We start from the raw sequence: 22,246 nt of genomic DNA on the forward strand, positions 1-22,246 counted from the left end.
CGACTTTGCGGCTACAAGATAGTGTGGAACCTAAGTTGTTGTAATAACATAGATATATTATGTTCCGTAACATGCATTTACGCCACTTCGTTGCTTCGCCGGGGCAGGCTCCATTTTCAACCGTAAGCAATACTTCTCTCTCGAGGTCAATTTTTCGGAGAGCAGACTTCAATCGCCAGACTTGCGCATCCCGGCCATGCGCATGCCCTCGATTAGCACTTCGATTCTGTGCGGGTCGATGGCATGTTGGCCACGACGGATGCGTGCGAGGTTGACGCCGGGCGAAATGCTCTCAAGCGCAGCAAGGTGCTTGCGCGCTTCATCCATGTGTCCGAGGTAAGCATTGGCGGCGATCAGCATCCAATGATTGGCGTCGTACCCTGAATTGACCGCTTGCGAGCGCATCGCCCAATCCAGTGCCTCCTCGTAGCGCCCCTCGGCCATACGGACATGCGCCATGCCGGTCAACTGCCAATGCGTCCCGAGTTCATTCGGGTTGAGCCGCAGCGCCCGTTGCAGATAGTCAGCGGCCTCGCCGAGATCGCCACCCAACAGCGCTCCGACGCCCGCTTGTTGCAGGACCATCGCGTTGTTGGGATTTTCCGAGATCGCCCGCCGCAGCAAGGCAATCCCAGTGTGATAGTCGCCCCCCATGTGGATCAGCACGAAGGCGCCATAGCTTAGCACCATCGCGTCGTCGCGGGCAATCGCCAGTGCCGCCCGGGCCACCGCTAGCGCACGTTCCGCATCGGCGTTCGACGCTCCGGGAAACTGCATGGCTACCCGCAACAGATAGGCTTGACCGGTCATCGCCAGGGCGGGTGCGAATCCCGGATCGAGGGCAATCGACCGCTCCAGCAGCACGATCGCCCGCGCATTGGCGTCGGGCCGCGAGACAAACACATCCGGTAATGCCTGTAGATAGAGATCGTATGCATCAAGGCTCTCGGGCCGCTCACGGCGTGAGCGATCGATTTCGGCTCGCTGGATTTTTGGTTCGACCACCGCGACCACGCTTTCCGTGATCCGATCCTGTACGTCGAACACGTCCTCGAAGGCCCCGTCGAACTTGTCCGCCCATATATGCGCTCCTGAAATTCCATCCACCAATTGTGCGCTGATGCGCAGCCGGTTGCCGGCTCGCCGGCCGCTTCCTTCAAGGACGTAGCGAACGCCCAGTTCCTTGGCTATCTGTCGCACGTCGACGGCATGGCCTTTGTATACGAAGCTCGAATTGCGGGCGATCACCGCGAACGACTTGAAACGGCTGAGGGCCGTGATGATGTCCTCGACGATACCGTCGACGAAGTATTCCTGTTCGGGGTCACCGCTCATGTTTTCAAACGGCAGGACGGCGAGCGACGGAAACATCCCGTGGGCGACAGGTGGGATCGTTGGCGCGGGCGCAGTGTTCAGAGCATAAGCGCGCACCGGCCGAGCGATGTTCTTGAGTGTTTTCTCTCCCAAGTCGCGAAACCGCACGGTCACCCGGTCCCGCACGTCGTCGAACACCTTGCCCGAGATGCAAACTCCGCCTGGCTCGGCCAGTGCTTCCAGCCGCGTGGCGATGTTGACGCCGTCGCCATAGATATCGCTGCCATCCCCGATGACGTCGCCCAGATTGATGCCGATGCGCAGCACGATGCGGCGGTTCTCGGGCATCGGCTCGTTGGCCTGCGCCATCTTGTTCTGCAGTTCGATCGCCGCGGTGACGGCGTTCACCGCACTGGCGAACTCCACGAGCACCCCGTCGCCCATCACCTTGACGATGCGCCCGCCATGTTCACGCACCGTGGGGTTGAGAATCTCAGTCCGAAGCTGCCTCAGTGCCGCCAGCGTTCCATTCTCGTCGGCACCCATCAGCCGCGAGTATCCGACGACATCGGCGACAGCGATGGCGGCAAGTCGGCGTTGGACGGGCAATTCAGCCATCTACGGTGACATCGCTTCAATATTTGTTTCCGCTAATGTTATTCTTGATGCCGGGAGAAGTCCAATAAAGCGCCGCTTATTCCGGCATTGAAGGTCATTAACTCGTGGAGGACGTCTTTGCTGAAAACCTGCGCCTCTCAGGAACTCCCCGGTCGCCCATTTGTTTTACATTCTGCACCACCCGGAAGTTTTCCAAGGTGCAGTCGGCGACAGTGGAACTGATCCATGGACATGACGCGCATCCGAGATCGCATGGTGGAGCACCACGTTACGCGTCGTGGCATTCGCGATCCAAGTGTGACCGAAGCGATGCGCACGGTGCCGCGCGAAAAATTCGTTCCTCCGGGCTCCGAGGAATTCGCCTATGAGGATGCGCCCCTGTCGATCGGCGAAGGCCAGACAATCTCGCAGCCGTTTATCGTGGCTTTGATGCTCGAAAAGGCCAAACTGGATGCCGGCGACACGGTGCTCGAGGTCGGAACAGGTTCCGGCTACGCTTCAGCCCTTCTGAGCCGGATAGCCAGGCATGTCTACTCCATCGAGCGCCATGAAATACTGGCGCTCGAGGCCAAGGAACGGTTCGAGAAACTGGGATACCGCAACATTGACGTTCGCGTGGGCGATGGCAGCAGGGGCTGGGCGGAAGCCGCCCCCTTCGACGCCATTATTGTTTCTGCGAGCGCACCAGAGGTGCCATCCGCCTTGAGGGAACAACTGGGGCTCGGAGGGCGGCTCATCATTCCGGTCGGCCGCGGTGATGGGCAGCGCCTGAAACGCCTCACGCGCACCGGCGCCACCGCATTCGAGGAAGAAGATCTCGGCGGGGTACTCTTCGTTCCCTTGATCGGCGAAGACGCCTGGACCGCTTCCCATCCGATGTATACGGCGACGGCCCCCTCATTGCCGGGAACGGTTGCCCCCGAGCCAAGCTCTCCGCAAGACGTACAGGGAGGGGGAATCGGAAAGATAGACGCATTGCCCGCGCTGCCGGAAGGCGTGCTCGATCATAGCGAATTTCAGCAACGGTTCTGGGCTGTTCAACGTATTTCCTGGATCGTGTTCACGCTTCTTCTGCTGACCTGCTTGCTGGGTCTGCTTGGAAGAGGCGGTCCGCTTTCGCGGCAAACACTCATACTGCCCGAAGGATCCGTGGATTTTCCCGTCATCTCCCGATGGAATGCTCCCGAGGAAATGACCGTGAACTTCACGCCGTCATCCGAAGACAGGGTATTCACGATCGATGCGACCTTTCTTCAAACCTTTTCGGTCCAAGGCATCGATCCGCCCCAAAAGGCGACCTTCGCGCGCGCGGGCCGGATAGGCTATGTGTTCCCCGCCGACCCGGCCGGGCCGACACAGATCGTTTTCCGTCTGCAAACACAACTCCCCGGCCCTCTTCGCGCCACCATTGGTATGGGCGGGGAGACCCGCACCCAATCCACTTTCATCTTTCCATGAGGACGGCACGGTGGATGCGGTATTACGCGGACTGGCAATCTATTTCACCCTGCTCGTGATCATCCGCTTGTCGGGAAGACGGACATTGGCCCAGATGACACCGTTCGATCTGGTGATCGTGCTGGTGATCTCCGAAACCACCCAGCAGGCGATGCTAGGCGATGACTTCTCGATCACCAACGCCGTCATCTTGATCCTCACGCTGTTTACGACCGACATCGGCCTGTCTTACGTGAAGAGTTGGTGGCCTCGCGCAGCTCATATCATCGATGGTGTTCCAACCATTCTGGTGACGGATGGCGTCTACGATGAAGGCGCGCTCAAAGGCGCCCGGCTGCAGAAGGAAGATGTCATGCAAGCGGCTCGAAGCCAGGAAGGCATCGAGAGCGTGACGGAGATAAAATTTGCGATCCTCGAAGTGAGCGGCAACATCAGCATCATCAAGAAGCAGAAATCCGGCTGACAATTGACGACGAAGGAGACATCCCGAGTTAAGGGCATGAACTCTCTACCATTTTTGAGTTGATAGCCGCTTGGAATGCGTGTCAGAAGGATAGGTCGAGCACCCTGCCCTCGAACAGACGGTCCCGGGAGCCTTCGAGATGCGCCTTCATCAGTCTTTGTGCATCGTCAGGCCGGCCATCGGCGATCGCCTTGTAGATGGCGTTGTGCTCTTCATAGACCTGTTCCAACCCTTGGCGAGGGCCGAGCAAAGAGAGGCCGTGGAGATGCATTCCAACGGCGATATGGGCCTTCAGCGCATCGATCGAGGCCGTGTAATAATGATTGTTGGCAGCCTCCGTCACCGCGCGGTGGAAGAGAAAATCGGCGTCGGTGCGATGAAGCTGGTGGCTGGTCGCCTCACGCAGATCCGCAAGCGCGCTGGCGATCTTCTGAATGGCCTGCTCATTGCGGCGTTTGGCGGCAAAATAGGCCGCCGCCGGCTCGATCGTCAGGCGGAACTCGTAGCAGCGCTGGATGTCGGCGATCGTCTTGACCGGTGAATAGGCAAGCTGCGTCGTCGGCGATCCATGCGCACTGACGAAGGTGCCGGCGCCCTGCCGGGCATAGACCATGCCCTGATCGCGCAGGCGCGCCAGCGCATCGCGGACGATCGGCCGCGACACACCCAGCATGGAGGCAAGCTCATGCTCGCCGGGAAGGCGGGAATCCGGCGGATAATTTCCGCCGCGGATACGCTCGAGCAACTGGTCGAAGACGCGATCGACCAGCTTGACGGCCTTGCCGCGTTCGGGCTTGCCCGGTGGGCCGGCTTCCGCGTTCAAAGATTCGCCATTCACTTCAGCCACGTCATTCTCCCCGGCGGTATCTTACTATGCCGCCCGATTCCAAAGAACCAGTCTTAGCAAACTATCGGGATTGCCGAAGCCCCCCGACTTCACGGCGCACCGAAAATGCCGCCCGTCGGCTGCCGTGACTTCGAACCACGGCACGCCAGCTTCGATTTCGCCCTTCGGCACCAGCACCCTGACATCAAGCGCCTGGAAAACGGCAAGCGCCGTATCGCCGCCTCCGACCATCAGCATGTCAGGCCTCGTATCGTCGATGGCCGTTTTGACGCCAGCCGCAAAATGGCGGGCGACAAGTGTTGCATCGGTTGCCATATCGCCGGTGCAGCGCAGCAACGCCGGCAGCGCCATGCCCTCCCCGCCTTCGACCTGCCCCATCGGCGCGTCAACCACCATACGCAGAACGCCCGAGGCTTCGAGCCGGTCCATTTGGGTAGCGGTAATCGGGTCGCGCGAGCCAAAGGCGAACAGGGTACGCCGGGTCGCCGCAAACTCCGGCACCGATTGCCGCCCCGTCTCGCCGAGTTGACGGGCAAGTGCGGAACCCAGACCCCGTGCGCCGACCGCAAGCGTCAGCCGCCAGTCATGATCGGCAACGATCTGGTCGAGATCACTATCGTCCTCCGCATCGGCAACGGCAACATTGCCCGCACGGCCCTCGAACAGATCGGCGATCGGCAGTGGCTTGTCGACGCCGCGGCCGACGACGCAGCCTCTACAGGTCACACGCTCCTGATCGGGAATAGCGGGCGCCACGAGGATAGTCTCCAGGCCGAGCGCATCGGCCAGCGCTAGGCTTTCCGCCGCGACATTGCCCTTCAGCCGCGAGTCGATCTTCTTCATCACGACCGCGGGCTTCACGCCATGAAGTGCCGCGGTCGCGAAGCGGACCCTCTCGGCAGCTTCCGGTTCGCCGAGCGCGCGAGAGGCGGTATTGATAACAACAACGTCACAGCCAGTGGCGATCGCATCCTCTGCGGCCTCGACATCGACGGCGACCGCAACCGAAAGGCCGGCTTCGACGAAGGGCGTTCCGGTATCGAGCGCACCCGTCAGATCATCGGCGACGATAACGGCCTTCAGCGTCATGCGGTCTGTCCGGTGTTGACGGCGTGACAGGCGACGAGATGGCCGGGCTTCGCCTCCTTCCACGCGGGAATGACCTTGCTGCAGACATCCATGGCGATTGGGCAGCGCGTGTGGAAACGGCAGCCCGACGGCGGGTTCAGCGGGCTCGGCACGTCACCCTGCAGGATCTGGCGCTGACGTGTGCGCTCATGCTCGGGATCGGTCTCCGGAACGGCCGACAGCAGCGCCCTGGTATAGGGATGCAGCGGATTGTCGAAGAGTTCCTCGCGGGTGGCAAGTTCAGCGAGCCGCCCGAGATACATGACGCCGACACGGGTGCTGATATGGCGCACGACGGCGAGATCATGGGCGATGAAGAGATAGGTCAGCCCGTATTTTTCCTGCAGATCGAGCAGCAAGTTGATGATCTGTGCCTGGATCGACACGTCGAGCGCCGAAATCGCCTCGTCGCAGACGATGAATTTCGGCTGGCAGGCGAGCGCGCGGGCAATGACGACGCGCTGGCGCTGTCCGCCGGAAAGCTCGTGCGGGTAACGCTGGGCAAACCGCGTGGACAGGCCGACATCGGTGAGCAGCGTTGCCACCCTCTCCTTCAGTTCCGCCTTGGTGCAAAGCTTGTGGAAGAGGATCGGCTCGCCGATCGCCTCGCCCACCGTCATGCGCGGATTGAGTGTCGAATACGGGTCCTGGAAGACGATTTGGAGGTCACGGCGGAAGGGCCGCATCTGTTTTTCATCGAGCGTCGCGAGATCCTGGCCCTTGTAGACGACCTTGCCGCTGGTCGCCTTGTAGAGGTTGAGAATGGTAAAACCGGTCGTCGACTTGCCGCAGCCGGATTCGCCGACCAGGCTCAGCGTCTCGCCTTCCATGATGTCGAGATTGACATTGTCGAGCGCATAGACGGTCGCCGAACGCTCACCAAAGGCGCCGAGCTTGACGTGGAAATGCTTGACCAGGTTTTCGACCTTGAGCAGCGGTTGAGCACCCATCATGCGGCCTCCTGCATTCTCTGGACGACGAAACAGGCAGCGCGGTGATTGCTGCTGCCGCTCAGCGGTTCGAGCTGCGGCACCTTTTCGTGGCAGATGTTTTCGGCAAGCGGACAACGCGGCGCAAACGGACAGCCCTTCGGCCGGCGGCCAGGCTCCGGCGGCGTACCGCCGATCGAGCTCAGCCGGCTTGCCGGCGGGTCCGAGAGCTTCGGGATCGATGACAGCAGGCCGCGCGTATAGGGATGGCTCGGGCGGGCATAGAGCTCGTCGACCGGCGCATCTTCGACCACCGTGCCGGCATAAAGCACGGCGACGCGATCGACGAGGCCGGCGATCAGCGCCAGGTCATGGGTGATCCAGACGACCGACATGCCGAGCTTGGTCCTGAGATCCTTCACCAGATCGACGATCTGGGCCTGAATGGTGACGTCGAGCGCCGTCGTCGGTTCGTCGGCAATCAAAAGCTTCGGATTGCAGGCAAGGCCGATTGCGATCATCACGCGCTGGCGCATGCCGCCGGAAAGTTCGTGTGGATAGGCCTGCAGGCGCTCTTCCGGGCCAGGAATACCGACAAGGCGCAGAAGCTCAACCGCACGTCTGCGGGCCTCCGCCCTTTTCATTCCGCGGTGATAGATCAGCGGCTCGCAGATTTGGTCACCGACGCGCATCACCGGATTGAGCGAGGTCATCGGATCCTGGAAGACGAAGCCGATCTCGCCGCCGCGCACCTTGCGCAGCTCTCTATTCGACATCGTCTGCAGGTCGCGGCCGTCGAATGTGGCCGATCCCTTGGTGACATTGATCTTGTTTGGCAGGAGCCGCATCAGGCTGAGCATCGTCAGGCTCTTGCCGCAGCCGGACTCACCGACGACGCCAAGGGTCTCGCCCCTGTCGACATGGAGATCGATGCCGTCGACGACGATGGCGGGGCCGTTGCGGCCATCGATTTCGACTGTGAGGCCCCTGACATCGAGCAGGCGGTTGGTGTTTTTCGTGTCCATCATTTGCTGCCCCGCGGATTGAGCGCGTCGTTGAGACCGTCGCCAAGGAAGCTGAAGGCAACCGAGGCAAGGCCGAGCACGGCCGCCGGAGCGGCGAGAAGGTGGGGATAATGTTGCCAAACACGCAGGCCGTCTGAGATCATGTTGCCCCAGCTCGGCGTCGGCGGATTGACCCCGACGCCAAGGAAGCTGAAAGCACTTTCCAGCACCATCGCCGTACCGAGACCGGCGCTGACCGAGACGATCAAGGGCCCCAGCGCGTTCGGAATGACATAACGCTTAATGATGATCCAGTTCGATAGGCCGAGCGCCTGGGCCGCGGTGATATAGGGCCGGCTGCGGATCGACAGCACCTGGGCGCGGACGAGACGGGCGTAAGGCGGCCAGGAGATCAGCGCCATCGACCCGAAGACGAGAATGAAATCCACCCACATAGTTTCGCGGTAGAAGGGATTGAGGGTCGCGAGGTAACGCGCCTCCATCCATTTGCTGATTGGTGACTTCAACGACGCGTTGATGACGACGACGAGCAGCAGGTTGGGAACCGACATCGTTACGTCGGTTAGCCACATGATGGCGCGATCGAACGGATTGCCGAAGAAACCGGCGACGGCACCGAGCACGAGACCGATCAGCACGGCAAAGACGGTGACGATGACGGCGACGAGGAAAGCGGTGCGCGTGCCGAAGACCACACGGCTGAAGACGTCGCGGCCGAGATCGTCGGTTCCGAAGAGGTGGCTCATCGACGGCAGGACGTTTCGGGCGTTGAGATCCTGGCTCAGATAATCATAGGGAGTGAGGTAAGGCCCGAAGATCGCCGTGAAGGCGAGGATCACGACGACGACAAGGCCGAAGATGGCGAGCCGGTTGCGCTTCAACCGATACCAGGCGTCGCGCCACAGGCTGACCGGCTCTTCGACGGTTTCGATGGTGGAAAGAGGGATGGCGGACATGGTCAGCGGCTCCTTCTTGAATCATTGGCGCGTGGATCGAGCAGCGGATAGAGCACATCCACCAGGAGGTTCGAGACCATCACCAGGAACGATCCGATCAGCGTGATCGCCAGAATGACGGGATAATCGGAATTGATCAGCGCCTGCACCGTCAACCGGCCGAGGCCCGGCAGGCCGAAGACGAGTTCGACGAAGATTGCGCCGTTGACGATGGTGATCATGATCAGGCCGAGTTGCGTGACGACAGGCGTCAGCACCGGCCGCAGGATATGGCGTAACGCCACGATGATCTCGGGCACGCCCTTGGCGCGGGCGGTCCGGACGAAATCCTCCGACAGCACCTCGATGACGGCGGCACGCGTCTGGCGAACGATCAACGCGATCGGCTGGAAGGAAAGAACGAGCAGCGGCAGCAGGATACGGACATCGAGGATGCCGCCCCAGCCGTAGGGCACGCTCGCACCCGGCAGCAGCACGATGAGGCCGACCATCAGCAGCGGACCGGCGACATAGGCCGGGATCGCCCAGAGGAAGAGTGCGGAGCCTAAAATCGCATAGTCGATGCGCGAATTCTGGTTCAGCGCGGCGATCATGCCGAGCGGGATCGCGACGACGGCGGTCAGGATGATGGAACAGAGGGCAAGCTGGAAGGAGACGGGTGCGGCGGCCGAGACCATCGCCCAGACGGAACGGCCCGATGTCAGCGAGTTGCCGAATTGGCCGTGTAGCAGGTTCCAGATGTAAAGGCCGAACTGGACGATGAAGGGTTTGTTGAGGCCGGCACTTTCGCGAATGGCTTCGATGCGCTGCGGATTATAGGCAACGTCGCCCGGCGCGCGCAGGAAGATCAGCTTGATCGGATCGCCGGCGCCATAGAAGGCCAGCGCGTAAACCGCCAGCATCACCACGAGAACGGACGGAATCCAGATGGCAAATCGGGTTAGCACGTAGCGCAGCAAGGCCACCTCCCACCTGTTGTTCGATGCGTTCCCGCTTTTGGCTGCGATCGCATCTCTTTTTCTTGAAACTTGCGCGAAGGCCTTGCGGCCTTCGCGCGGTTTATTGCCGACAGGGACGGTTTCCGCCGATCAACCGATGGAAATGTTCCAGGGTTCGACGACCTGCCAGTCAAGGTTCTTTTCCAGGCCCTTGACGTCCTTGGTGGCCCAGCGCGACATCGCCTGAGAATACCATGGAATGAAGGCCCAATCCTCACGGAACGCCTTCTGAGCTTCCTGTGCGAGAGCAATGCGCTGCGGATCATCCGCAGCCTTGGTCGTCGCTTCGGCAAGGGCACTGTCGACCTTGTCGTTCTTGTATCCGCCGAGTTTGTTCTGCGCGTTCGACGAGGTCGAGGCGATGCTGCCTGCCAGATAGGAGACGGCATCCGGCACGCGTGTGCCGACGTCGTCGCGGAAGATCTGGACCGAGTTCTGATCCGGACCGGCATAGGAGTCCTGCTGCGGCTTCATGTCGACGGCAGTGATGCCGAGATTCTGGCGCCACTGCTCGGCAATGAACTGGGCGGCAGCCTGAATGGCTGGCCCCGAGATGCCGACGAAGAGGATCTTCGGCAGACGCTCCGGACCGCCGTAGGTCGATTCCGCAAGCAGTTTCTTGGCAGCCGCCGGATCATAGGGATAAGGCTCGAAGCCGGAATTGTCCGCACCCGGAACCGAGTTGAGGATCTGGTCCGCCTTCTTATGCGGCCCGTCGGGATAGGAAGCCTTGAACAGGCCATCGCGATCGACGGCCATGATCAGTGCCTGGCGAACCTTCGGATCGTCCATCGGCGCACGAGAGATATTGAACCAGAAGTGCTGGCTGGTCGGGATCAGCGGGCCGGCGGAAAATTCCGGGCCGAGATCCTGAATGATGGTCGAGGTGATCAGTTCGGTATGGGCGTTGAACTCGCCCGACTTGATGAGCGAGGTCGCGGTGACATTGTCCTCGATCGAGGTGATATCAATACGGGCAAGCTTTGGCTTCGGTCCGAAGAAGTTCTCATTCGGCTCGAAAGAAAGCTTGCCGGCATCGATATCGAGGCTCGTCAACTTGAAGGGTCCGGAGAAGACCGGCTTACTGTCAGGCTTGTACCAGTCGATGATCTCCTCGCCGTCGCTGCCGCGCGACTGGGACGCCTTGGTGATCGGCGCGATGTGGTTTGCAAGGCGCATGAAGAAGATCGGGTCTGCAGCAGCGAGCGTCACGACGACCGTTCCCTCGTCGGGTGTCGCGACACCTGTGAGCTCGTTGCCGGAGCCGGCGGCCATTTCGGCGTAACCCTTGACCCTGCTCAGCACCTGGTCGGCGCGCTGGTTCTTGGTGTTCGGCATCGAGGAGACTTCCCACGACCCCTTGACATCGGCCGAGGTGATCTTGCTGCCGTCGGAGAAGACAGCCTTCGGGTCGAGCTTGAAGGTCCAGACAGTGTTGTCGGCCGATTCCCAGCTGGTGAAGACGTAGGGCTTGATATTGCCTTGGCTGTCGAAATACATCGGCGATGCCCACCAGATCGAATTCCAGCGGAACGTCCTGCCGCCGCCGCGCAGCGGCGACCAGTCCTGGTCGAAGGCCGGATTTGCGACCTTCAGGACCTGGCCTTCATCGGCCATAACGATGCGGGCATTCATCCCGAATACGGTGAGGCCGACGCCGGCTGCAAGGCCGAGCTTCAGCGCGTTACGACGTGATATATTGGTTTTATCCGATTGATCAGACATGGCATTCCTCCCAGAGTGAATTCGGCAGCGCTCTCCCTGCACCTGCCAGGCGCAGCACAATCCGTTCCGTATCGTTCTCTCGTTATTGTAAATATGTCAACAAAAAATCGCAATTTCGATCCCAACAAAATTTTCCTCTAAAAATATATAAGTTATAACAGATAGATAACTTTTCGAAGCTGCATCACAGCATTTTGTCTTCTTGACAAAAGCGCGGCGATGGAAAAGTTCTTTGCACTCCATCGCGACAGACGAATGACAATTGGAATGCGCAGCCGGCCGGTTCGAACACGGATCCCCAGACAGGACGCGCCGAGGAGGGCGAAATGAGCCATCACAGGATTACAGGCGTTTTCAGCGCCTCCGCAACGCCACTGACGGCGGACAACAGGCCGGATTTCGCACTATTCACCGATCACTGCCGGCAGTTGCTGGCCGAGGGATGCCACGGCGTGGCGCTGCTCGGAACCACGGGCGAGGCCAATTCCTTCTCCGGAGCCGAGCGCCGCGCCATTCTGGAAGCAGCACTTGAGGCCGGCATTCCTGCTGACAGGCTTCTGCCAGGCACGGGCGTCGTCGCCATTCCCGAGACCGTGGAACTGACCCGGCACGCGCTGTCGCTTGGCGTCACCAAGGTGGTGATGCTGCCGCCCTTCTACTACAAGGGCGTCTCTGACGACGGTCTCTTCGCCGCCTATTCGCAGGTGCTGGATAAGGTGGCCGACACGCGGCTGCAGGTCATCCTCTATCATATTCCGCAGGTCTCAGGCGTGCCGCTGTCCATTCCGCTGATCGGACGGCTGATTGCGGCGTTCCCGGAAACGGTCGTCGGCATCAAGGAATCTGCCGGCGATTTCAACAACATGCAGGCGATCATCGGCGCCTATCCCGGTTTTTCGGTGCTGGCGGGCGCCGACCCGCTGTTGCTGCCGCTGCTGAAAGCGGGCGGCGCCGGCTGCATCACCGCAACCTCCAATCTCGTGGCGAATTCGTTGCGCACCGTCTACGACCACGTCCATGACGAGGCGCGCGCCGCCGACGTCGAGACGGCACAGGCCCGCATCAATGCCTATCGCACGCTTTCCAATTCCTACGTCCAGATCCCGACCATCAAGGCGATGGTGGGGCTGAAGACCGGCAATCCCGCGTGGAAGCGCACGCGCGCGCCGTTGATGCCGCTCGGCGATGCTGACTATGCCGCGCTCGCCGAAAGCTATGCCAAGCTGCCTTGAGGAGATCCGCCATGAACTTCACCGGCCTGCCTCCGGAAGCCGTTCCGGCCCTGATGACCGGGGCCATCACCCCGCACCCCATTGTCGAGGGTCGCGCGGAGGCCTATCTGCCCTCCCCCTGCATCCAGAACCATGCCGCAAATCTCGCCTTTCTGCCCGACGGCACGCTGACCTGCGTCTGGTTCGGCGGCACGATGGAGGGCATGGGCGACATTTCGATTTACATGTCGCGGCTGACACTTGGCTCCGAGCGCTGGTCGGAACCTGAAAAGATGAGCGACGACCCGGAGAAATCCGAACAGAACCCGTTGATTTTCAACGCTCCGGACGGAAAAGTATGGTTGCTCTATACCTCGCAGACTTCCGGAAATCAGGACGGTTCTGTTGTCAAATGCCGGATTTCAAGCGATGGCGGCCAGACCTTCGGCCCGGTCCAAATCCTCTGCGACAGCCCTGGCACCTTCGTTCGCCAGCAGATCGTCGTGAACGGTCGGGGCGACTGGCTGCTTCCGGTCTTCCGCTGCGTCGGCCTGAACGGCCAGCGCTGGAGCGGCGATGCCGATACGGCAGCCGTGCTGATGTCGCGTGATAGCGGCGCGAGCTGGCAGATGCGGGATATTCCGGACAGTCTCGGCGCCGTGCACATGAACATCCTGCCGCTTGGCGGCGACGAGATGATCGCCTTCTACCGCAATCGTTTCGCCGAAAACATCCTGTCCAGCCGATCATCCGACGGCGGCGAGACCTGGAGCGCACCCGAGGCCGCTGACCTGCCGAACAACAACTCCTCGATCCAGGCCGCAATCCTAAATGACGGAGCAATCGCAATGGTTTACAACCATTCGAATGCCGCCATGTCGGATGCGCGGCGCCAGTCCCTCTATGACGAAATCGAGGGCGGCGAAGCTGAAGTGACCGCTGTTGTTGCGGGCAACCTCCGCAAGGCCGTCTGGGGTGTTCCGCGTGCGCCGCTGAGCCTTGCGATATCAAGGGATGGGGGCAAGAGCTTTCCGCATCGCGTGGATCTCGATACCGGCGACGGGCTCTGCCTGAGCAACAATTCGAAGGATTCGCTGAACCGCGAATTCTCCTACCCCTCGATAGTCCAGGGCGGCGACGGCACGCTCCATATCGCCTACACCTATTACCGGCGCGCCATCAAATATATCAGCCTCGCCACGCAATCCCTGCCCTGAGCAATACGGCAGCCGGAAAATTGTAAACCTGCGTCCGACCGCATGCGGCAAGATGCAGGATGGCAACGGCTGAGGGTTGACTGGCGGCAGAAATTGACAACAAGATCGGATTATTCGCCGCCGTCGCAAGATGATGGCCAGCCGTGCCTGAAATGCCGTTTTCATCGATACAGTTCTTATAACACATTGATATTCTTATCGATAGTTGCATGTCTACGCTAGCCTGAAGCGCGACAAGATCGCGCATCGAAAGATAAAAAATTCCGCCCTTTGGAATGCTGGCTTGACATTGATCTTACAACTTTACATTAAAGAGGGCGAGGATATTGCCGCAAGATCTTGCAGGGAGGACTGGTTCATGGCCAGCTTGGATTCGCCAATCACGATAGTTCGGCCGCATCTGATCGAATTCGGCGTCGGCACGGCGGGAAAGCTGGGCAAATGGGCTGATGAAAAGGGCTATCGGCGCACGCTCGTTATCTCCGATGCCTTCAACGCTTCGCGCATCGACGTGCTGGAGCTGAAGGGCGAGGTTACGGTCTTTGCCGACGTGACGCCCGAACCGGATACAGCCAATCTCGAAAAAGTCCTGGCGGCGGCAAACGCCGCCGAGGCCGAACTGATCGTCGGCTTCGGCGGTGGCAGCGCCATGGATCTGGCAAAACTTGCGGCAGTGCTTGCCGGCTCCACCCAGACGCTGCACGAGGTCGTCGGTCCGAACAAGGTGCACGGGCCGCGCAAGGTGGCGCTCGCCCAGGTGCCAACGACATCGGGCACCGGCAGCGAGGCCGGCATTCGCGCGCTCGTCACCGACCCCGCGACGATGGCAAAGCTTGCGGTGGAAAGCCTGCATATGTTGGCAGACATCGCCGTCATCGATCCGGCACTGACCTTCAGCGTCCCTGCCCGCACGACGGCGGCAACCGGCGTCGATGCCATGGCCCATTGCGTCGAGGCCTTCACCAACCGCAAGGCCCATCCGATGGTCGACATCTATGCGATCGAGGGAACGCGCCTCGTCGGCAAATATCTCGCCCGCGCCGTCAAGGACGGCAACGACGCCGAAGCACGCGCCGGCCTCTCGCTCGCCTCCCTCTACGGCGGTTTCTGCCTCGGCCCGGTCAATACCGCCGGCGGCCATGCGCTTGCCTATCCCCTCGGCACGCGCTGGCATGTGGCCCATGGCGCGGCCAATGCGCTGATTTTTCCGCATGTTCTCGCCTTCAATACACCGTCCGCGCCTCAGAAAACCAAGGCGGTGATGGAAGCGCTTGGGCGTGAAATCTCCGGGAACATCACCTCCGTCTTCGATGCGGCTTACGCCTTCTGCGCCGAACTCGGCATCGAGATGAAGCTTTCCGGCCTCGGCGTGCCGGAAACCGATCTCGACGCCATGGCCGACGACGCCTTTGCCATTCGCCGTCTGCTCGATAACAATCCGCGAGATCTCTCTCGCGCCGACATTCGCGCGATTTACGCGGCTGCCTTTTAAGCGGTAAGGTTTTTTAGAAGGGACTCGATCGATGGACAGGAATGCGAAAGTCGCCGTGACGCTCGGCGATCCGGCCGGCGTCGGCCCCGAGGTGATCGTCAAGGCCTTGGCAGCCCTTCCGAGGGAAGAGCGCCGTGATTTCGTGATCGTCGGCAATGTCGAAGCGCTGGAGCGCGCCGACCGCGTCACCGGCGCCGGGCTGCGGTTCGGGCCCGCCGATGCACCCAGTGACGACAGGATCGCCGTCGACGAGGTCGCGCTCGGCGCGGCCCTACCCGAGATCGGCAAGGTCAGCCCCGTCGCCGGCGATGCCTCGGTGCGCTATATCACCCGCGCCGTCGATCTCGCCATGTCGGGGCAAGCGGATGTCATCGTCACCGCGCCGATCAACAAGGAGGCGATGAACCTCGCCGGCCATCACCATGACGGCCACACCGGGCTTCTCGCTCATCTCACCGGCTCGAAGAGCTCCTTCATGCTGCTTGCCTCCGAGCGGCTGAACACCATCCACGTCTCCACCCATATCTCGCTGAAGGGTGCGATCGAGCGCGCCAAGACCGAGCGGGTGCTCGCCACCATCGAAGCTGGCCACAAGCACTTCCTGCGGCTCGGTCGCAAGGCGCGCATCGCCGTCGCCGGCCTCAATCCGCATTGCGGCGAAAACGGCCTGTTCGGCACCGAGGACATGGAATTCCTGGCGCCCGCCGTTGAGCAGGCGCAGGCAAAAGGCGTCGACGTCGTCGGGCCGATCTCGGCCGATACGGTGTTCGCCCGCGCCTATAACGGCGCCTTCGATCTTGTCATCGCCCAGTATCACGACCAGGGCCATATCCCGATCAAGCTCGTCGCCTTCGACACCGCGGTCAACGTCTCGCTCGGCCTGCCGATCGACCGCGTCTCGGTCGACCACGGCACCGCCTTCGACATTGCCGGCACCGGCAAGGCCAACCACGTCAACATGCTCTCGGCCATCGCCTATGCCAGGCTGATGGCCCGCTCGCCGCGGCGAGAAGCGTGATTGGAACCTCCGAGGAGTGCGGACGCAGCAGAGCCGCTATTCTATAATCCACCAAAATTTAGAGCTTTGCCGCGTCGCGCCCCTTACACACAGGAAATCCAGCGCGATAACTATTTTGATACATCAGCGGGCATTGACACTCTACTAGAGTTAGGCATTCGTAAAAATCGCCGGCGAACGAATTGCACGCCATGCGTTAATAAAATCCCCTTATGGCCCCATAAGCCTTAGGTCGATCAAGATATTGATAGGTATATTTGGGGAATTTATGCCTTCTTTTAGTCTGCCTTGGGTCATCGGACCGGTTCCAATCGTAGCCACGATATGGTCGGCCTATGTGACCACCGCAGCTCTAGTACATCGAAGAGAAATGACTGGAGAGCGTTTTGTCACTGCTTTTTTATTTCCATTAGGAATCATTTCCGCAAGTTCTATGCTGTTTTTGTCAAGTTACGATCTACGAATCGTGTTAATTGCGGGGCAGTTCCTCATAACCATATGCTTCGTATCAACATATCTCCTTGAGAAGAATCTTCGTGGTGATTCGACATTAATGCCATCCGGAGAAATTACTATTAAACATCTATTTTTTACCCTTTATTTATTCGCCATTATCTACTTTATTTATTGTCTGATTACATTTAACGCTCCTATTTTTAACGCTTGCTCGATTGCTAAATGTTACGTACTTGAGTTGCTGTTTGGCGGGAAGGCTTATAAATTTTCTGTATTGTACTTTGTAAATTTAATTGGGTCTTTGATATTGTTGGGAATTATTTTAGTTTTATTCCTGGTCATCTCAAAAATGCAAACGCAGAAATAATCACGTAACGAATTCTCGAGGAATTAAATGGCTGACATTTTGGATTGGGAGGTGTGATAGACGGGTCGCGACTGATGCCGTTCCTCAACCGGATGCGCAGCAGGTGGAAAGCCAGCCGGCAAAGGAGCTGCAGAGCGTGATCCCGATCGGCAATGCACAACGCGTCCAGAACCTGGTCTTTCCGATGGATGTCGCAAGCATCGACATCGACAGAACGCGCGTTGCGCTCTCACCGGGCATGTCCGTCACCGTTGAGGTCAAGACCGGCAGCCGGCGCATTCTCGAATATCTCTACTCGCCGCTGGCTGAAGTTGCTTCGGAAGCGATGCAAGAACGTTAGCCTGCCCCGAACCCATCACATACCGAACAAACGGCGATCCCAGAAGACGGGTTGGTGGAGGCTTGTCGTGATTGAGAGGAATTCCGGGTGGGCGGGATTGATCAATATGTTGCGGTCGACGCGGGCGACGACGCTTGGGACCAGCAAGATGGCGCTGCGTTTTTCCTGGCACCAGCGTTCGCCAAAAGCCTTGCTGACGGCGGCCGGCATGCTGTCCCAGCCGGGCAGCGCGGGCTCGGAGAAGACCTCGTAGCTTAGCCCACGCGGCAGGGTGATTGTGACATAGTGCTGGTTGGGCGGCAGCCGCCCGCTGCCATGGACGAGCTTTTCCAGCAGCGCTGTCGAATAGTGTTCACTCGTGTAGATGATCGGGCTGCCCGAAGTGTTCCACCGCCCTGGCGCGATGGTCGAGCCGGTGGCGTCGAAGATCGGATAGGTTCCACTGGGATCTCCGATGCGGACGGATGTCAGCGTGCGGTCGAGATGCTGTGCGTTCACGCAGCACTGCCGTATTTCAGGCTTCCGAGGATATCGAGCACGAGTTCGCCGCCGATCTCGCTCTGGATGACCACGTCGATCGGCCGCCTGTCCTCCAGCATCGCATGCGGACGAAACAGGAAATCACGTGCCTCGGTCTCGGTCTGCCAGACATCGAGCGCCGATCCCCAGACGCGCGCCAGACGCGCGAGCTTTATGCCCTCGTCGGAAGAGAGCCGATGCTTGGATTTGCGCCGCTCATAGGTGGCCTTTGGAACGAGCCGGTATTTGAACTGGGTATCATCAGGCGCCAGGAGGAGCGCCATGCGATCAAGCGCCTTGACCGGCAAACCTTCCTCGATGCTGGAGAGCAGGCCGAAGGCCGAACGCGACGCCGGCTCCCTGGCGGGCAATCCGAGAACATCGGCGATGACTGCAAATCCCATCATGGTCATGGTCCTTTTCACTTGATGTTATATTTAGTCTCAAGTGAGACAATGATCAATAGCGCCGATCCGGCTTATCTCCGATAGCAGCGGATTGCCCTGCGCGCCGGAGACCTCTATATTTTCCGAAGGCACGAACAACGAAGGAGGTTGCCTATGTCACCGCGGGACGCCTGATCCAGCAATATCAAGACTTCTGCCTTTCCAAGGGCATTGATTTCATACGCATCGAATCCGTACGGCCGCATGACGATACCACGCTCTTCTGCAGCGCTGGAATGCAGCAGTACAAGCCCCTCTTCTCCGATCCCTCCCATAGTGGAACCGTCGCAAACAGCCAGGCCTGCCTGCGCATGGGCGACCTCGACGAGATCGGCGACGGAACTCATCTTCTCCATTTCACCATGCTCGGCCTTTTCTCGTTCAGGGAAATGACCGTCGGCAGCGCCATCGATTTCTGGCTCGAGTTTCTGGGAACGCTCGGGCTCGTGCCGGATCATGTGACGATCCATCCGGATCGTCTGGTGGAATGGACGCCGCTCTATGGCGGGCGTGTGCCCATCGTGCCGGATCCGGAATGCATGTGGGGCGATGGCAGCATCAGCGGATACTGCACCGAGTTCTATAAGGACGGCGTCGAGATCGGAAACATCGTCAATCCGCTTGGAAGCTGCATCGACGTCGGCTTCGGCCTCGAGCGTCTCGACATGATCGTCAACGGCACGCCGCAAGACGATGCGCTCGGAGAGCTGTGCGAGACGGTCATGACAATCGTGGAAAGCGGCTACCGGCCGGGCAACAAGGAGCAGGGATACGTCTTGCGAAAACTGCTCCGTCGCATCCACAAGATGGGCGGCACGCTCGATCATCCCTTCTTCACAGAAGAGGTCGAGCGCCAGAAGCGGCTGCGCGCCAAATATCTGCGTCTGCGTGACCGGCATCCAGAGATGAGTCCCGACTGGTGGTTCGACACTCACGGCATCGATCTCTCCGACATCCGGGAGACCGCGGACGAGTAGCAAGGCGCAAGGCCTCCCGCAGAGAACAGCGGGAGGCCTTGCCATATCCTGGAAAGCGTCAGCGTTTCGGCCGCCTCCAGTTTGCCCAGGCGGCGTTCGTTCGCGCCGAGGTTTCAGCCTTGCCCCTGATGCAGCCGACGGAAAATCCGCTCGATCTGGGCAACAGCGGCATAAAAGACGATGCCGGAGAAAGAGGCGAGCACGACGGCGGCAAAAAGCCTTTCCGCCTGATAGTTGAATGTCGACTGGATGATGACGGCACCCAGCCCCTGGTTCGAACCGATCCACTCCCCGACAATCGCGCCGATCACACAGGTGGTCGCCGAAATGCGCAGCGACGCAAAGAGTAAGGGGGCAGACCGTGGGGCGCGCAAGCGCCAGAAGGTCTCCCACCCGTTCGCCGAAAGCACGTGCATCAGGTCAAGCTCGCTCGCAGTCGCCAGATTGAGGCCCCGGGCGGTATTCACCAGGGTTGGGAAGAAGCAGATGAGAGCGGCGATGATGACCTTTGGCAGCATGCCGAGGCCGAAGATCAGGATGATGATCGGTGCGAGCGCCAGCACCGGGATGGTGTTGAAGAGCAGGACAACGGGAAAATAGGCGGCCTGGAACCGCGGATTATAGACAAAGGCAACCGCCAGGATCACGGCGAGACTATTGCCCAGGAGGAAGCCGAGGCCCGCCTCGCCCCATGTCGGGATCGCATTCGACAAAAGGAAGCGCCATTCGATGCCAAGCGTGCGCAGGATCGCCAGCGGCGTTGGAACGATATAACCGGGAATACCGAGCGCCGGCACCAGCCATTGCCAGGCAAGGAGCAGCGAAAGGGCGCCGATAACAGGAAGGCCGATCGCCTCGGTGAATGACAACGGACGGTGCCTCATGCAGCCGAACTCCCCCGCTGCAGCAATTGGCGCAGATGGGCTGCGGTCTCCTGGACATCGAGGCTCTCGCGCCGACAGAGGCCACGCTCGTCTTTCAGCGGCGTAAGATCGATCAGCGCCTGGACACGGCCTGGATTGGCCGCCAGGACCAGCACGCGTCCGCCGAGATAGATCGCCTCGATGACGCTGTGGGTCACGAACAGGATGGTCGTGCCGGTCCGGCGCCAGACGTCTAGAAGCTCGTCGTTCAGTCGTTCGCGGGTGATCTCGTCGAGCGCACCGAAAGGCTCATCCATGAGCAGGATATCCGGCTCGCATTGAAGCGCGCGCGCTATGGCGACGCGCTGGCGCTGGCCCCCGGACAATTGATGCGGATAGCGGTCGGCCAGATGCGACAGGCCGACCAGTTCGATCCAATGGTCGGGCCGCGGCTCGACCGATCGCGGGACGCTCTTCTTCCCCACCTGCAGCGGCAGCGCGACATTCTCCCTCACGGTCCGCCAGGGCAACAGCGTTGCATCCTGAAAGACGAAGGCGACCTCGCGCCTCCGGCGCGCCTCCGACGCTGTCCTGCCGAGCACCGACAACTGCCCGTCAAGCGGCGGAAGAAGATCCGCCACCGCACGCAGCAAGGTCGACTTGCCGCAGCCGGAAGGACCGAGAATGGTCAGAAACTCACCCTTGCCGACGCTGAGGTCGACGCCGGACAGAATGCGGGTCGTCTCGACAGCGCCGGCATAACCGACAGCCAAATCCCTGGTTTCGATGGCCGCTGCTTCAGGCAAATCCGCTCTCACGCAATCTTCGGACGGTCGCCCGCCGTCATGTCGAGTATCGCAGTCGTATAGCAATCCTCCAGCTTCGGCGCGCCGCTCTTGAATTGGCCGATCTTGTCGTAGACGGAAATCTGCTCGGCAAGAGCGGCCGGATCGAAGCTGCCCCAGCCATCCTTGCCTGTTGTCGCATCGAAGCTCAGCGACAATATACGCGGCACCGTCTGCAGCTCCACGGCAAGATCGAGTTGCGGATAGGCCTCCACCGTCAATTTGACTGCCTCTTCAGGATGTTCATGCGTCCAGGCCCAGCCCTTGGCGACGGCACGCAGCACCTTTGCCAGTGTCTCGGCATGGCCGGTTATGGCATCGTCGGTGGCGAAATAGACGTTGGCATAGGACGGCAGGCCCGTGTCCTTCATCATCAGATCGATGCGGTCGGGGCCGATGATGGAAAGGGCCTGCGTGTTGGTGATCCATCCGGTCACGGCATCGACCTGGCCGGTCATCAGCGGCGTCATGTCGAAGCCGATATTGGTGATGGTCAGGCTCGAGGGATCGATATCGTTCTTCAGCAGAATGGCATCAAGGACATAACGGGCCGTCGGCTGGATGCCGATGCGCTTGCCGACCATATCCTTGACGGTGCGGATCGGCGCCTTGGGCAGCGAATAGAAGGCGAAAGGCGCCATGCGGAAACCGCAGGCGAAGATCTTGATCGGCACGCCGGATGACCGGGCAAGAAGGAGCTGCGCCGAATCCGAGAATTGACCGAGCTGCGCATCACCCGTGATCACAGGCGGCACCGTTGCCGAATTGGGACCGCCAGGGGAAAACTCGACGTCGAGACCCTCGGCCTCGAACAGGCCTTGCTTGACTGCGACGATATCGCCTATCTGTCCGTTGCTCATCAGCCAGTCATATTTGATGACGACCTTGGATGCGGCGGCATTCGATTGACGCGGCACGAACACGCTGATCCCTGCCGTTGCTGCAGCAAGGGCAAAGGCTCCGCCCTTCAGGACGGTACGCCTGCCGACCACGAATTGTTTGTCATCCCCGTTCATATTGCTTGCCTTCCCCTT

Annotated in this window: 20 protein-coding genes and 1 pseudogene; 8 read left to right on the forward strand and 13 right to left on the reverse strand. The window is 60.3% G+C overall.

All coding sequences use genetic code 11. The features are described from left to right. Positions 1–168: 168 nt before the first annotated feature. Complete coding sequence (locus ACD590_RS34815; protein WP_439004360.1) at positions 169–1,932, reverse strand: adenylate/guanylate cyclase domain-containing protein; 1,764 nt, start codon at positions 1,930–1,932, stop codon at positions 169–171. Between the two features lie 225 nt (positions 1,933–2,157). Between ACD590_RS34815 and ACD590_RS34820 the strand changes: the two genes are divergently transcribed. Further along, entirely contained in the window at positions 2,158–3,390 is a 1,233-nt protein-coding gene (locus ACD590_RS34820; RefSeq protein ID WP_439004361.1) for a protein-L-isoaspartate(D-aspartate) O-methyltransferase, read from the forward strand. Positions 3,391–3,400: 10 nt separating this feature from the next. Next, positions 3,401–3,853: a DUF421 domain-containing protein gene (locus ACD590_RS34825; RefSeq protein WP_168299700.1), complete on the forward strand. Its 453-nt coding sequence runs from the start codon at positions 3,401–3,403 to the stop codon at positions 3,851–3,853. A gap of 82 nt (positions 3,854–3,935) precedes the next feature. Here the strand turns inward: ACD590_RS34825 and ACD590_RS34830 are convergent, their stop codons facing one another. The 7 genes from ACD590_RS34830 to ACD590_RS34860 all read right to left on the reverse strand — a co-directional run bounded on the left by ACD590_RS34830 (position 3,936) and on the right by ACD590_RS34860 (position 11,461). Next, complete coding sequence (locus ACD590_RS34830; RefSeq protein WP_003549481.1) at positions 3,936–4,700, reverse strand: FadR/GntR family transcriptional regulator; 765 nt, start codon at positions 4,698–4,700, stop codon at positions 3,936–3,938. A gap of 24 nt (positions 4,701–4,724) precedes the next feature. Continuing rightward, positions 4,725–5,789 carry a four-carbon acid sugar kinase family protein gene (locus ACD590_RS34835; RefSeq protein WP_247264130.1) on the reverse strand — a complete coding sequence of 355 codons (1,065 nt, stop codon included), beginning with the start codon at positions 5,787–5,789 and terminating at the stop codon, positions 4,725–4,727. Continuing rightward, a complete protein-coding gene (locus ACD590_RS34840; RefSeq protein WP_028732307.1) occupies positions 5,786–6,778 on the reverse strand; it encodes an ABC transporter ATP-binding protein in 993 nt (330 codons plus the stop codon). Before ACD590_RS34840 ends, ACD590_RS34835 begins: the two co-directional genes overlap by 4 nt. Continuing rightward, positions 6,778–7,785: an ABC transporter ATP-binding protein gene (locus ACD590_RS34845; RefSeq protein WP_439004362.1), complete on the reverse strand. Its 1,008-nt coding sequence runs from the start codon at positions 7,783–7,785 to the stop codon at positions 6,778–6,780. The genes ACD590_RS34840 and ACD590_RS34845 overlap by 1 nt, the downstream gene beginning before the upstream one ends. After that, positions 7,782–8,738 (reverse strand): ABC transporter permease, encoded by a 957-nt coding sequence (locus tag ACD590_RS34850; protein WP_018246674.1) that lies wholly within the window; start codon positions 8,736–8,738, stop codon positions 7,782–7,784. The genes ACD590_RS34845 and ACD590_RS34850 overlap by 4 nt, the downstream gene beginning before the upstream one ends. Positions 8,739–8,740: 2 nt before the next feature. Next, positions 8,741–9,697, reverse strand: a complete 957-nt coding sequence (locus ACD590_RS34855) for an ABC transporter permease (RefSeq protein WP_003552254.1) — start codon at positions 9,695–9,697, stop codon at positions 8,741–8,743. A 129-nt stretch (positions 9,698–9,826) separates the two neighbouring features. Further along, positions 9,827–11,461 (reverse strand): ABC transporter substrate-binding protein, encoded by a 1,635-nt coding sequence (locus tag ACD590_RS34860; RefSeq protein ID WP_439004363.1) that lies wholly within the window; start codon positions 11,459–11,461, stop codon positions 9,827–9,829. Positions 11,462–11,787: 326 nt separating this feature from the next. Between ACD590_RS34860 and ACD590_RS34865 the strand changes: the two genes are divergently transcribed. From ACD590_RS34865 to ACD590_RS34885, 5 genes and pseudogenes are all read left to right on the forward strand, one after another. Beyond that, positions 11,788–12,693, forward strand: coding sequence for a dihydrodipicolinate synthase family protein (locus ACD590_RS34865; RefSeq protein WP_439004364.1), 906 nt, complete (start codon positions 11,788–11,790; stop codon positions 12,691–12,693). 11 nt (positions 12,694–12,704) lie between these two features. Continuing rightward, complete coding sequence (locus tag ACD590_RS34870; RefSeq protein ID WP_439004365.1) at positions 12,705–13,889, forward strand: sialidase family protein; 1,185 nt, start codon at positions 12,705–12,707, stop codon at positions 13,887–13,889. A 358-nt stretch (positions 13,890–14,247) separates the two neighbouring features. Further along, positions 14,248–15,381, forward strand: coding sequence for an iron-containing alcohol dehydrogenase (locus tag ACD590_RS34875; protein WP_130719351.1), 1,134 nt, complete (start codon positions 14,248–14,250; stop codon positions 15,379–15,381). Positions 15,382–15,412: 31 nt separating this feature from the next. Further along, a complete protein-coding gene (pdxA, locus tag ACD590_RS34880) occupies positions 15,413–16,399 on the forward strand; it encodes a 4-hydroxythreonine-4-phosphate dehydrogenase PdxA (RefSeq protein ID WP_130719352.1) in 987 nt (328 codons plus the stop codon). An 884-nt stretch (positions 16,400–17,283) separates the two neighbouring features. Beyond that, positions 17,284–17,562 (forward strand): annotated as a pseudogene (locus ACD590_RS34885) (HlyD family type I secretion periplasmic adaptor subunit); the annotation flags it as partial. A gap of 15 nt (positions 17,563–17,577) precedes the next feature. On the opposite strand, the gene ACD590_RS34890 reads toward ACD590_RS34885, so the two are convergent. Together ACD590_RS34890 and ACD590_RS34895 are read right to left on the reverse strand one after the other, a co-directional pair. Continuing rightward, positions 17,578–18,060, reverse strand: a complete 483-nt coding sequence (locus tag ACD590_RS34890; RefSeq protein ID WP_130719353.1) for an RES family NAD+ phosphorylase — start codon at positions 18,058–18,060, stop codon at positions 17,578–17,580. Further along, complete coding sequence (locus ACD590_RS34895; protein ID WP_018070805.1) at positions 18,057–18,488, reverse strand: antitoxin Xre-like helix-turn-helix domain-containing protein; 432 nt, start codon at positions 18,486–18,488, stop codon at positions 18,057–18,059. The genes ACD590_RS34890 and ACD590_RS34895 overlap by 4 nt, the downstream gene beginning before the upstream one ends. Positions 18,489–18,658: 170 nt before the next feature. Here ACD590_RS34895 and ACD590_RS34900 point away from each other — a divergent pair, with 170 nt between their 5' ends. Beyond that, positions 18,659–19,504: an alanine--tRNA ligase-related protein gene (locus ACD590_RS34900; RefSeq protein WP_247264884.1), complete on the forward strand. Its 846-nt coding sequence runs from the start codon at positions 18,659–18,661 to the stop codon at positions 19,502–19,504. Between the two features lie 113 nt (positions 19,505–19,617). Here ACD590_RS34900 and ACD590_RS34905 read toward each other — a convergent pair whose 3' ends face one another. From ACD590_RS34905 to ACD590_RS34915, 3 genes are read right to left on the reverse strand one after another with little or no spacing between them, the layout of a single operon-like run. Then, positions 19,618–20,388 carry an ABC transporter permease gene (locus ACD590_RS34905; RefSeq protein WP_439004366.1) on the reverse strand — a complete coding sequence of 257 codons (771 nt, stop codon included), beginning with the start codon at positions 20,386–20,388 and terminating at the stop codon, positions 19,618–19,620. Further along, positions 20,385–21,173, reverse strand: a complete 789-nt coding sequence (locus ACD590_RS34910; RefSeq protein ID WP_439004367.1) for an ABC transporter ATP-binding protein — start codon at positions 21,171–21,173, stop codon at positions 20,385–20,387. The genes ACD590_RS34905 and ACD590_RS34910 overlap by 4 nt, the downstream gene beginning before the upstream one ends. 8 nt (positions 21,174–21,181) lie before the next feature. Next, positions 21,182–22,228, reverse strand: a complete 1,047-nt coding sequence (locus ACD590_RS34915) for an ABC transporter substrate-binding protein (protein WP_439004368.1) — start codon at positions 22,226–22,228, stop codon at positions 21,182–21,184. Between the last annotated feature and the right edge of the window lie 18 nt (positions 22,229–22,246).

Source organism: Rhizobium sp. 862_C5_N1_2, assembly GCF_051811205.1.
In the GTDB taxonomy this organism is placed as follows: Bacteria; Pseudomonadota; Alphaproteobacteria; order Rhizobiales; family Rhizobiaceae; genus Rhizobium; species Rhizobium leguminosarum.